Genomic DNA, 12,603 nt, shown 5'->3' on the forward strand with positions numbered 1-12,603 from the left:
CTCGAATGCAGGAACCTCGCTCTGTCTTGAAATCTAAACGGAGGGCGTGATTGAGACTTTTTCAGTGCCATTGATCTTTAGCGGACATATCATATCCACGAAATTGCTTAACCGAGCAGTATTGATTGCCATTCCGCCATCATATCATTACAGCCATTGGCGATCGCACTCTCCAAAAATTCCCCCCATCCTTAAATGTGGCAAGGGGGCGGACGCCTGAACCCGTAGGGTCAGCGTCGGGGGAATTGCCGCCAAGAACAATTGAGCGTAGCGAATCCTTGTTTTCAGAAAGCATATTCGTACCCGTCAGCTTTATGGATAGTTTTCAAGTATTTCGGATGCACGTCGAAACTTTTGCCTCCTGTAGTTAACTTGAAACTTGGTTTAAATCGAATAGCGATTCGACCCGTGTAGGTTCCTGCATACTTCCCGACCAAAACATTAGCTTTCACCAAGTCTCCCGTCTGAAATCCCATGAAGAATTTTTGGCTTGGGGCATGACGAATTGGAAAACCGAACTTATCGGTTCCGCACCGCTGTCTTCTCCCGTGTCCCTTGGCTTTAACCATCAAAGGCTTAATCCCTTTAAGTAAAAGTTTTTCAGGGGTAGATTCTCCAACGCAGGTGGCATCAGTCCAGTGATATTTCTCAATCCCTCTGGTTTTACGGTTAAACTTTGTCCTCCCTCCTGTACCCACCTCTACAGGCAAGCCAGTTGATTGAAGCCTTCTGTACAATTCCCAACGAGTCGCATTGACAGCAGTAGCATCCTTGAGAGGTGAGGAGGCTTGGACTAAAACTCGATTGAGTAATTCAGGTTTTTTCTTCAGAAACTCTTCAATAGGCTTGTTTCCTTTAGCCTGATTACAGGAATGACAACTAAGGCAGAGATTACTGACCCGATTAGAACCTCCTTTGCTTCGAGCCAAAATATGCTCAATCTCAAACGGAACATTCTCAACGCTGCAATAAGCGCATTTTCTCCCCCATTTCATCAACAGGTACTCTTTGACCTCAAAGCCAAATAGTTCACCGCGCTGATACTCTACTGGGCTAATGAAGGGATTCTGCATTTGTTGCAGATCCAATCTGACCAGTTCCTGGGAGATTGCGGTGACTGGGCAAACTTTTCTGATTCGTCTTACCCAGGTTTCGATGTGGGCAATCCGACTCTCAAGAGACGGTGGCAGCCACCCGTTTTTACGGGTTCTGTTTAAGAAACGCGGTTTACGGTAACGGGTTTTACGGTTACGGCGTCCCCGTCTTAAAGCCCTACGAGACTCAAGAGCGCCTTTGATTTGCTCTCCTCGGTGTGAGATTTCTAATGCATTTGTGACCCGCCCAGTTTGCTCTTGGACTACGGCAACGCCAGTTGTTTTAGAGCCTGGGTCGATTTTGATCCGGTGTGGATGAGCTGTAGATTCTTCAACAGTTCTATCCTGCAACACGATAGTAAACGGATAGCGTTTAAATACCTTAGCCCTCCCTTTATGAAGTAGTTCTCTAGCCCGTGCCCGGTAGCAGGGGTCAAGAGGTTTGAGGTTTTTATCTAGAACAAAAGTACGCATTACTGCATCTCTCAATTTCTTGGTTAGGGTTGCCTCGACGGTGTTAAGACTCGGTACTTTCTGGATGACACTAGCTTTCCCTTAATGGCTTGTTTAATCACCCAGTTGTAGAGCTTGAAACTGGCACGCATTTCAAGGTACGAAATTTAACTCTTAGTCTTAACGGCTGCTAGTAAAACTAGCCGTCTGGTCAACAGGCTTTATTCAAGCCCACACTTACCCGTTAGGGAAGTGTGCGGTAGTTGACTTCGCATAACTCTCCCACCCACCAGCGATAAAGCGATATCAGGTCATTCACAGCAACTAGCCCAAAAAAACAGGCTAAAGCTGCATAAAGGTGTTCTTCTTCTACAAATAGGAGCGAACACACGAGTCCGTTCCTAGACGGTGAGGGTTCACGAAGGAAGAGCCAAATCGATCGATCGTGTGAACCGTTAAAGGCGTAAAATTTAGTATTTATAATACCACTTTGAAAGAGTAAATGCTCAACCGAATTGGAGAGCAACAGCCCGAAACATTGAATCTGCCCTGTCCGGTACCCCTGACTCAGCACCCAGCAGCAGTGTACCTCGACAGTTTGGGGAGCGAGCGGTCAAAGGCAACCATGAGAGAAGGGCTCAATATCATGGCCCGAATGCTGACAGGTGGGGAGTGCGACGCAATGACTTTGAATTGGGCGGCATTGCGCTACAGACATACGGCGGCTCTGCGCTCGGCTATGGAGAAAAAGTACGCTCCCGCGACGGTGAACCAAATGCTGTGCGCCCTGCGACGGGTGTTGAAGGAAGCTCTGCGGTTGGATTTAATCGACCCAATAGATTACAGTAAAGCGGTGGATGTCAGGAGTATCAAGCAATCGGGAAAAGTTAGGGGGCGGGCGCTAACGCTCTGTGAGATTGCTGCATTGATGGAAAGCTGCTCTGGTAAGACCCCTATTGATGTTAGGGACTCGGCGCTGATTGCTATCTTGCGAGGGGGCGGCATCCGTCGCTCTGAAGCGGTCAATCTCTTGAAGCGAGATTTCAACCTATCTACGGGAGCGCTGTTCGTCCGAGAGGGCAAGGGCAAGAAAGACAGGACGGTTTACCTCCCGGAGTCTGCTTGCCTTTTAGTGTCCCAGTGGCTGGAGTTGAGGGGAGAGGCGACGGGGCCTCTGTTGTACCCGATTCGGAAAGGAGGAGAAATTCAGCGGCGGCGGATGACGGAGGATGGTGTGTTGAAGATTGTGCAGCGGCGGGCGTTTCTCGCTGGGGTGGAGTCTTTTAGTCCCCACGATTTCCGGCGCACGTTTTGCTCAGACCTCCTTGATGCTGGGGTGGATATTGTGACGGTGCAAAAGTTGGCGGGTCATGCTTCTCCGGTAACTACGGCCAAATATGACAGGCGTGGGGAGGAAACTAAGCGGCGGGCCGTGCAGCATTTGGAGTTTTAGCGCTTTGTGACGTTCTCTCCCGTTAAGTGCTGACGCACTATAAAAGGTGGACAAGACTGACATCTAGGACTCTGATGAAACTTATAGTTCCTTTATCAATAGCCTCCGCTAATTCTGGGTTTAAGCTACAGAAGAATTGGCTGTTGTCAGGTTCAGAGTAAACTACTTCAACAACATAACATCCCGTTTTGGGGACAATCCTCACTTCGCACAAATCCTCAAACTTCAGCGCCGTGTTAAATAACTTGCGAGAAATGTCCGTTATTTCATCGCAGTAATTAAACCACTCATGGCCTTTTTGATTGCGTGCCTTTCCACTCGTTCTTTTAACAGTGTGGACAACTATCAACTATCAACTATCAACTATCAACTATCAACTATCAACTGTTTAATGGCAGTAGCATCTCCCTATCAGCGCCCAGATAGCATTGTAATCAGCCGCCTCAACTTCCCAGCAAGTTTTCTGGAATCGTAGCGGCACTTGGCTTCTACTAAGATTTTTTCCATCAGCTCGGATGAAGCTTCTGCTTGCAGCCATGCAGCTTCTAAAAATACTTCTACGGTCACTCCTTTTTCTTTGCAAAATCTTGTCAAGTTAGCATCTATTTCTGCATCTAAAACAACGGCAGAATGGCGACGAGTTGGCGGAAGTTTCGCGAGTTCTGCTTTTAACTCTTCTAATGTTGAATTGGGATTAGTGGTTTCGTTTGAAGTTGCGTTCGTTGAAGTTGCGTTCGTTGAAGTTTCGTTCGCCGAAGTTTTGTTTGAAGTTTCGTTTGAAGTTTCGTTCGCCGGAGTTGAACGTTGAGCTATTTGTTCGCTCTCCTGTTTGGGGGCAATTAAAGTATCTTCTCGGCTTGGAACAACTGTTCGCTTGCGGTTGGAGCGAATTTGGTCGAGGATGCTGTCACTCATTGTACTTTTTGTTGTAAAAGAAACTCGATTTTGGCGAGCAGTATTTCAAAGGGATATTCTAAGTCGGGATGTCCTAATTCGCTGAGAGTTTGGCGTTTGTTAATGGCTTTTTTGTACTGTTCGGATTCTCGGATTGAAGGGAGAATTAATTCGTTTTCAACTTCGTCTTTCATTCCTTCTACGGCAAGGCGGCTTTCTAGGGTTTGAGTGTTGCCAATCCAGCGGTCGCGGAAGGGCAGCACTCCTAGTACGGTAGCGTTGGTTGCTTTGACATCTCTCATGGAGTTGAGCAAGTCGAGTGTCCGCACTAGGGAACCGTAGCCTTTGACGGAGGCTTCGGCGGGTATGATTACGGTGTCGGCGGCACCGATTGCGGTTAAGCAAATCTGCGAGCGCTGCGGGGGTGCGTCAATGATACAAAATTTAAAGGCTTCGGCAACTGGTTCGAGGCGGCGCAGCAACAGGGTAGCGCCGACGCCGCTGCTGGATAGGTAGTCGGCGGCGGCGTCAAGGCCGTCGTCGGAGGGAATTAGAAACAAGTTGTCGCTACCTTCGACTGGATAGATGCCGTCTTCGATGGGCACGGATTTTTTGAGAACTTCCAGCAAGGTGGGCTGGTTGGGTTGCAGTTCTAGCCCCAGGTAGGTGGTCAGGTTGTGTTGGGGGTCGGCGTCGATAGCCAGTGTGGGATAGCCCCGGCTGGCTAGGAGGCGGCTCAGGAATAGAGATGCGGTTGTCTTGCCCTGCCCCCCGGACAGGGACGCGATGGCGACTGCGATCATGGCTTTAGGGGCATGGGATGGGGTTTTCTATATATATCGTCATTTAAAAAACGAAAATAGTCAATATCTAAATTACTAAAAAGCTAATTTTATTATTTTAGTAATTTAGATATTGATATTTTACTTAAAAGATAAAGAGCTAAAATTAGCATTTTAGTAAAAAGCTAAATTATTAAAACTAGCAAGGGAGCGGAGCTCGCGCAGTCCCCACCCAATTTTCCTCCACAGACTATTAACTCAAACCCTTGTGTAATAAGCCGTTCAACTTTCTTGTCCGCCGGAGTGTGCGCTCGCCATAAATAACTCATCCTGTCCGCCCTTCTGCAAGCTCTAAGCGGTGTGCATAAGTGTTGACGAATTGCCCCGAAAACAGAGATTTCACCATTACCTGAGCCCCTGCAACAGCTCTAACGACATATTTCTGAACTTCACCGCAGAACCTCACCACCGAGCCAACTTTCAGCTCAGACGGTGCCATTTGGGGTACTTTTGCCTCATAAGTGGGAATAGCGTGATTTTCGGGTTCTATCGCCTGATATGAAGCTGCAACTCCCATCCCTTCAGTTGTTAATGTCTCCCCAGGTGCAACTTCCACTCCGAACACTTGAGTAGTGTGAGCCCATTCCTCATCCAGAGGCGACACACCCTCAGATATCTCTATATTATTATCCGACCCTGTGCCAACCGTTCCCACCTCATTATTTTGTTGAGATAAACCAAGAGGCGGCACAACCTCAGATATCCCTATATTATTATCCGGCCCTGTGCCAGCAGTTCCCACCTCATTATTTTGTTGAGGCAAATCCTGAGAAAACACACCCCCTGACATCTCTATACTATTATCCAACCCTGTGCCACTAGAAACCCCTTCTAAACACTGATTAGCACCTTCCGCCAAAGAAACTGCCTCTTTATCCCGCTGCTGCCAAACCTCAAAAATCGCCTCCCTGCCATCCTGGGGAAACTCAAACTGGTAAACCCTAATACGTTTGGGCCGACCTTTAGCATCTCGTTCCTCCGACCTTTCTTGGCGAACTCGCCGCAAAGTAAAGCCCAGCTTACCCCTTAAAATATACTGCACCACTTCCATTGGTGTCATCTGAGGACTGACACTAATACCCAGAAAATCCTTAATATCAACACTGCACTGCTTCACTTGTTCCGCAAAAGCTATCACATCCGCGTCAGTCCCTCGGTACTCTCGATTAACATTAAACAACGACTTTATTCCCAACGCCTTCAAAGCTTCCACACTTGCCGTCAGCAAACGCAAATCTTGAGGACACACCTTTCCTTGCCCCCTTTCCAGATGCCCCGCCAAGTGATTTTTATCTCGAAATCTGACCAACTCTGGGTCATAAATTAAATAGTAATGTAAGCGAATTTGAGGCAGCCAGCCAGCATCATCCTTCAACTTAAGTTCAGGCGTGAGGGGCACTCCATAAGTCTCTTGTAATTGATACTTGCGCTGCTGGTTTAGTTCATCACGAGTCTTAGCCCGTTTGTCCTTCAATTCTAAGTATTTAGAAAGAGTAATCTCAGAAGCATTATTAACAGCCTGCGCTTCTAACATTTTATTCTCTTCCTTGATAGATGTCGCTTCTGCACGGATGCAAGCGGCTACCGTTTCCCGGCTATCTAACTCCGACTTTAATTTGCGGTCTTGCGACTCTAGTTCTTCCAATAAATCCCAATTTTGAGCATTGTTTGCTGCAAGCTGTCGTAACAGCAAAACTTTGAGTTCTTGTTGTAATTGATTCTCTCGACATAGCTCCACAGAATGCCCTTCAGCTTTTAAAGCTTCCCAAATTGCCTCCCTGTAGTTCCACATCCCAGCATTAATTCTCGCCCCCATTTTAGCCCAAGTCCGCAAGTGAATTGGGTCGCAAGCTTCATCAATGTCAAAATCCACGTTTTGCAACAATTTGAGATTGGTTGTGATGACTTTTTTTTGAGATTTGAGAATTGCTTGGTAACTCGAACTGCCATTGCCAATTTTGCCCACACCAAAGGGCGCAGTCCAGACAAACCAAGGCACAGTTTCATCTCGAACTCGCGCTAGGGCTTGCAAAGCGTCATTGACAGCAATTGCTCCTTTAAAAATGCCGAAAACCGCTGTAAAATGATGGCGAAGGTCAATGCTAACTCCTGTGCCAATTGTGGGACTAGCGATGATGATATCATAGTTTTGTATGAGCGTATTTAGTTGGTCAATGCAACCGTAAGCGGGATGATTTGGATCTGATACTGATTCGCTATCAATCCTGAGAATTCGCTGATGAGGAAAGCGTTTTTGCAGTTGGGTTTCAAGGTTGCGACAAGACCAATTTCCTGTAACTTTTTGTGAGTCTTCTACAACCATAATGCGCGGTCGATATCGCTCTATAGGGTGAGATTCAGTAGGTTTTTTTAAGTTACATTCAGTAAAGTTTATTGGGCTACATTTTGCGGTTGTTTCACAATCACACTTAGCAGGGTTTTTACAGTCATATTCACTAGGGTTTTCCGAAACATATTTAGCAAAGCATTTAGAGTCACATTCAGTGAATTTTACAATAGGACATTCACCAGAGGTTTTCTGATAATATTCAGGATGGCTTTTACAGTCACATTCAGCAGGTTTTACAATAGGACATTCACCAGAGGTTTTCTGATAATATTCTGAATGGCTTTTACAGTCACATTCAGCAGGTTTTACAGGACATTTACCAGAGGTTGCTTGACCATATTTAGCACAGATTTTACTGTCATATTTAGCGCATTTTACAGAATATTGATCGGAGTTTTCTTGACCATATTTAGCACAGATTTCACGGTCATATTTAGCGCATTTTACAGGATATTGATCGGAGGTTTTATGATAATATTCAGTAGGGCTTTTAGAGCCATATTTAGTACAGGTTATAGGAGAGCATTTGGCACGAGTGTTAAAGCCATATTCAGCACAGGTTATAGGGCAAAAATTGGCACGGCTTTTTAACCCATATTCACCCCGGATTACAGGAGAACATTTGACATGGCTTTCAGAACTACATTCAGCAGGATTTTTACCACCAAATTGGGCACAGTTTAAGCTTATAGGACAGCATTCGGCACGGCTTTCAAGGTCACAACAAGTGATTTCTTGAGACAGAATTTGCTCCATTTGCACATACAGCGAAGCCGGATTAGAAGTGGCAAAAAACGTCACATCTCGCCCTCGTTTTGGCTGCCACTCATTGATAACAACCCAAGGGGAAATAGGAATACCTGCTATGGCTATTAGGTAGTCTATGCTGTAATCCGATAAATCTGCATCTTGGGCAACAACTAAGCCGCCACTTGTCAAGACGTTGTGGATGAGTTCTTGCAGAGTTTGCAAGATGGCGACTCGGTTTTCGCGGCAAGTTGAACTGTTTAAGGCGTGCCAGATGACTTGTTCGCACTCATCGATGATGACAATCGCGCCGAACCAATCTTCAGGATTGAATTTAGCTTGAGATAGGGGGTGGAGGCTGTCTATGCACAAGCCGTATCCGAACAGTTTACCCTCGGCTGAGTCTCTGGTTTCGTCTATGTAGTTGATTCCTAAGCTGGCACAGATAGCCCTGCCCAGTTGAATCCTATGGGTAATTATCAGCACGCGGCGATCGCCTGTGGAAAGGGATTGTGAGACTAAGTTGGTGAGGGCTTGGGTTTTGCCGGTGCCTTTGGGGGCTTTGATGCAGGCTAACCCGGACTCTGGATAGGGGAGTTTTCCCAGATAGCGAGAATTTAGCTTTAAAGAGGCGGGATAGGTTAAAAGCCATGATTCCCTATCAAGCCAGAATTGGAAGCCTTGTGCTTCATTTTTGAGGGCGCTGAAGGCATCGGAGCCCTTCGATACCACGAAATCGTCAACGCCTTTTTCTGGCCCTGGCAGGTTGATGACTTTGACGGGGCAATTAGCGGCTGTGAACAGGCGACCGAGTTTGCCAATTTCCCGGTTGACGTTCTGGACGGTTTGGCGTTTGCTGTCGCGGTCAAAGCAGATATAGATTTCCCGCCCTGGGGTGGCGAAGTGTTGGAGTTCGGGGATGAGGTAGGGGTCGCATTTCTCCCCTTGAGGGGTTTTGGTTCTGACACCGCCGGTGACACCGGGGAGGGCGATGGCGGCGTAACCCAGTGTGAGTAGGCATCCGGCTTTTTTTGCGCCTTCGACGATGATGACCGGGATGTTGTTGTCCCATACCCATTGCCAGAACTGAGGCTGGTTCGGGGATGAGGTAGGGGTCGCAGAGGGGCTGCACGGGCTAGGGGCAGAGGAGAGATTTTCGTCTTTCCGCTCCCCCTCTCCCCTGCTCAAGAGCTCCCCCGCTTCCCTGCTCAAGAGCTCCAAGTCCTCTGGGTCGATGGGGACACCGTAGCGTTCTGCGACTTTTGCCCAGATGTGATCTGGGACTTGCAGGAAAAAGGCTCTGGTGGGGGTTTTGGGGGGGTGTTCGTATTTGACGGGTTTGATTTTGCCTTTGGGGTCAAAGGTATTTCGGGGCTGGTGGGGTTTGAAGCAGCCCCAATACATGGGTTGCCAGTTGTTGAGGGGGTCAAGCCCCGAGCACCACCAGCCACCAGCTTCGATGTGGCTGTAGTGCTTTCTGGCCCACCGCCATTGTGCGTCGGGGTGGACTCTGCCGGAGGCGGCGTTGATTTCGTACAGGAGGTATTGGTACGGGGTGTCGCCTGAGAGGGTTTGGACGTTGAGGGCGATGAGGTCGGGGTCTACGCCTGAAGCCAGCCATTCGGACAGGGGGGAGATGGGTGATGTCATTGGACACCCCCGGTGTTGGTGGAAGGTAGGGGTGTGAGGCTTTGTGGGTTAGTAGGTGGAGTTGAGCGGGCTTTTCGTCTGCACAGGGGTGCTTCTTTGATTTCAGTGAAGCTATGGACACTTCCCGTGCGCTTGGTTTGACGGCGATCGTTCCAGCGCCTCTGACAATTTTCTCGTGTCACGTTTTGCGTTTTGCAGGATTTAGGACAATCCTTAGCCTGTCAGACTCGGCTGCTGTGGTTCGTGATGCTCTCTCAAACTACTCAAACTAATCAGGAGATTTTTAGAGGATGAAAGCCATACGGGGTAAGGCTTTTAAAATTTAAACGATCCCGAATGAACACGAAACGATCCCGAATGAACACGAAACGATCCCGAATGAACACGAAATGTTTACGCGCTGTAAGCCTTATCAGATATTGATTTGAAGCCAATTTTGGCAAAATTTTTGCTGTTTACAAGTTCGTGAACAGTCTGGGGTTGGTCTGAGGTAGGGCATGAAAACAAAACCCCCTGTATTTCGAGGAGGTTTTGTGAGATGCGAGATTTTTGTGAGTGGCTAGTTACTCGTCAGTTAAGCCCAGATGCTCCAATATCTTGGTCTTCAAGCTAGGTTTGAGGGTACGCGGATAGCACCCGTTTTCTATCTGGGATAGTTGGGATGGTGAAATCTCTACCCTCTTTGCCATCACTCTTAAGCTTTCTCCCATAGCTTTCCGAGCTTCCCTTACCTGTTGACCAAAAGCTATAGGTTCGGCCAAATTGGGTGTTGGTTGAGCTGACTTCCGCTTGCAACGAGTTTTTTTTGCCTGTTGCGGTTGTTCTGGTTCTGGTTTCAGCCGTTTAGGCAGCGCTTCTGGCTGGCGTAAAGTCCCATTAAGTTGCAGCCAGGTTTCAAACCAGTGATTGGGCTTTTTGACTTTGCGATCTGGATGCACCCAGTCTGGAACATCAGGATCGTAGTCAAAACGGTATGGGGACTCAAAGTTCCCCAGTGTTTTCAGTCCTCGATCGAAGCTGCGTTTGAGGTGTAAGGCTGCAACTCGGTCTGTCTTGGCTGCCACTATCTCCTTGCCATACCCGATGCGCGTCAGTAGTGTCTCTATTTGATACCGACCACTTTTGTGCTGTTGCAGGGCAAACAGGGTAAAGTAAGCTAGCCTAAGCGCCAGTTTTTCCCGGTAGGGGTCTAGTTTTAATGCTTCGCTGGTGATGTAACCAAATTCCCGCAAATAAGCGTGATTAGCAAACTTGTTAAACCATAAGCCAGGGCGGAAGGTGATTTCAACGTCAATAAAGGTGTCTTTACCGTCCAAAGATGGCTGGACAATCTCGTGAATCTCAAAGATGTCCCATAGATGCGACATTCTTACTGACAAGATGTTTTTTTCCTTGTATTGCCATTCTCTTACACAAACTTCTATCCGTCTGAGCAGTTGCGCTTGATGGCTGATCTGCTGAAGTTTTTCTGTTTTGGAAAGGTATTGGGTAGGCTTGCTGTCTTGACTTCTGTTGGCTTTGCGGATGTAGTGATTTCTTTTCTGAGCTTCACCAAAGTCATCTAGAAGTTTAGAGGCTGATACTGTAATTTCTTCTCTCCAAGCTTCGGGTTTGCGGAAGGCAATTATTGCCAGTGCGTAGTGCAGTTTGAGGATTTCTTCTCCGAATTTCTGGGCAATGACTTCCTTGGCTTGATAGGCAATTTCAGCAAAGTCTGTTAGGTCAAAGCGATCGCGGATTTGCAGTTCAACTCGACCTTTGGAAAAATCTTTGCCGCCATTCAAACTGGTTTCGCTTATTTCCCAGAAATCCATACCAGTGACTCCAGCCGTATAGATTGTATCTGTGATTGCACTACTGGGGCATTCTTCGTAGAATTTTCTTTGGCAGAGCCGGGGTTCTGTAGATGACTTATGTGACCGTTGCGATTGCTTTGGCTCCACGTAGGAGCTGTTGCTAAGGTTATTAGAGTCTATATTAACCTCAAGGTTTTGATTATCGCAGATTTTCTTGCCAGACATGGGGGTGATCTGTCTCCACCTGTTATGGTCGGTCCATCGTGCTTGTCAGGTTGATGGGTTTGCTAATTACAAAGTTTTATCGTCGCCTCACGAAGTAAATCGCTCTTGTGTGGGTAAAACCATTTGGGAGCCTGGGTCTAAATATTACAAAATAGCCCAAAACCCGAACTGGTTGTGTCCAATCTGTGGGGAAAATCTACACAATGGAGAAGCTCTAGAAACACACCACATAGTACCTCTGGTAAAAGGTGGAACAGATGAAATCGACAATTTTCAACACCTACATAAAATTTGCCATAAGACGGTACATAGTGGTAAACGTTCTGTGAAGGCAAAGGCTTGATCCGTATGATGCGACGAGTAGCAAGTACGGTTCTGAGGGGAGGAGATACGGTGACGTATGCTCTCTTGCCCGACAGTCGCAAGCACGGTTTCGGATGGGAGGGGTGGAGTAGTAATACTCCCCTCGACCCTAACCGATTTGGTGGCGTATGAGGACTTGATGGTTCGTAATATGGTCAAGAATAGACACTCTTGCAAATCGATCGGTGATGCAGCATGGACTCAGTATTCCGAATCAGTGGTGGGAGGATGTCAATCGAATGTCCGAATAAACCTGCAAGCCGCTTTGACGCAAGCTCCCCATTGACTCTATCAATCCGAGTGCACCTTGACCAAACTAATGCAGAAAAGTCGCTCTGACTGGTTCAAAATTTTTAGCGAGAAATAACGAGGAAAAAAGAGGAGAAAACAGCACAGTTATTACTCATTACACCTACAATTTCCTAGTTTTACCGTCGCAATCAGTATAAATGCTTATCACTTTTTGTAAATAATTGTTGCTTTTGGCGTGATTTTTTGTATTTCAGACCCTTGTAAATCCTCCTCAATCCTCCTAATTAGTGCGCCAGTCGCATAGCAAGCCATGTCAAATAGACGTAAGAGGGGGGTAAAAATGATCAATTTATAGTTTTTATGGTTTTTGCAAGAGTGCCAAAGGAATTGTTGGGAGTTGAAGTTAGTGATATCATGTCCGGTAGTACAACCATAGTAAAATAGCTAAGTATACCCTTTGTAAAAAGCATCCTATCTAACCAAT

Annotated in this window: 8 protein-coding genes; 2 read left to right on the top strand and 6 right to left on the bottom strand. The window is 47.0% G+C overall.

Translation table 11 applies throughout. The features are described 5' to 3' along the window. Nucleotides 1-284 precede the first annotated feature (284 nt). Both iscB and QUB33_RS27315 read right to left on the bottom strand, forming a co-directional pair. Nucleotides 285-1,568, bottom strand: a complete 1,284-nt coding sequence (gene iscB, locus QUB33_RS27310; RefSeq protein ID WP_333357082.1) for an RNA-guided endonuclease IscB — start codon at nucleotides 1,566-1,568, stop codon at nucleotides 285-287. A 223-nt stretch (nucleotides 1,569-1,791) separates the two neighbouring features. Next, nucleotides 1,792-1,938 (bottom strand): hypothetical protein, encoded by a 147-nt coding sequence (locus tag QUB33_RS27315; RefSeq protein ID WP_333357085.1) that lies wholly within the window; start codon nucleotides 1,936-1,938, stop codon nucleotides 1,792-1,794. 111 nt (nucleotides 1,939-2,049) lie between these two features. Here QUB33_RS27315 and QUB33_RS27320 point away from each other — a divergent pair, with 111 nt between their 5' ends. After that, entirely contained in the window at nucleotides 2,050-3,000 is a 951-nt protein-coding gene (locus QUB33_RS27320; protein WP_333357089.1) for a tyrosine-type recombinase/integrase, read from the top strand. Between the two features lie 411 nt (nucleotides 3,001-3,411). On the opposite strand, the gene QUB33_RS27325 is transcribed toward QUB33_RS27320, so the two are convergent. The 4 genes from QUB33_RS27325 to QUB33_RS27340 form a co-directional block, all read right to left on the bottom strand. Continuing rightward, nucleotides 3,412-3,915 carry a hypothetical protein gene (locus QUB33_RS27325; protein WP_333357092.1) on the bottom strand — a complete coding sequence of 168 codons (504 nt, stop codon included), beginning with the start codon at nucleotides 3,913-3,915 and terminating at the stop codon, nucleotides 3,412-3,414. Next, a complete protein-coding gene (locus QUB33_RS27330; protein ID WP_333357095.1) occupies nucleotides 3,912-4,697 on the bottom strand; it encodes a ParA family protein in 786 nt (261 codons plus the stop codon). Before QUB33_RS27330 ends, QUB33_RS27325 begins: the two co-directional genes overlap by 4 nt. 304 nt (nucleotides 4,698-5,001) lie before the next feature. Beyond that, the gene (locus tag QUB33_RS27335) at nucleotides 5,002-9,483 is read right to left on the bottom strand and encodes a plasmid replication protein, CyRepA1 family (protein ID WP_333357098.1); all 4,482 of its coding nucleotides are present in this window, start codon (nucleotides 9,481-9,483) and stop codon (nucleotides 5,002-5,004) included. Nucleotides 9,484-10,046: 563 nt separating this feature from the next. Continuing rightward, nucleotides 10,047-11,297 carry a helix-turn-helix transcriptional regulator gene (locus QUB33_RS27340; RefSeq protein ID WP_333357101.1) on the bottom strand — a complete coding sequence of 417 codons (1,251 nt, stop codon included), beginning with the start codon at nucleotides 11,295-11,297 and terminating at the stop codon, nucleotides 10,047-10,049. A gap of 205 nt (nucleotides 11,298-11,502) precedes the next feature. Between QUB33_RS27340 and QUB33_RS27345 the strand changes: the two genes are divergently transcribed. Then, complete coding sequence (locus QUB33_RS27345; protein WP_333357104.1) at nucleotides 11,503-11,847, top strand: HNH endonuclease signature motif containing protein; 345 nt, start codon at nucleotides 11,503-11,505, stop codon at nucleotides 11,845-11,847. The last annotated feature ends 756 nt before the right edge of the window (nucleotides 11,848-12,603 follow it).

The sequence above is a fragment of the Microcoleus sp. B3-A4 genome, assembly GCF_036705385.1.
Lineage (GTDB): Bacteria > Cyanobacteriota > Cyanobacteriia > Cyanobacteriales > Microcoleaceae > Microcoleus.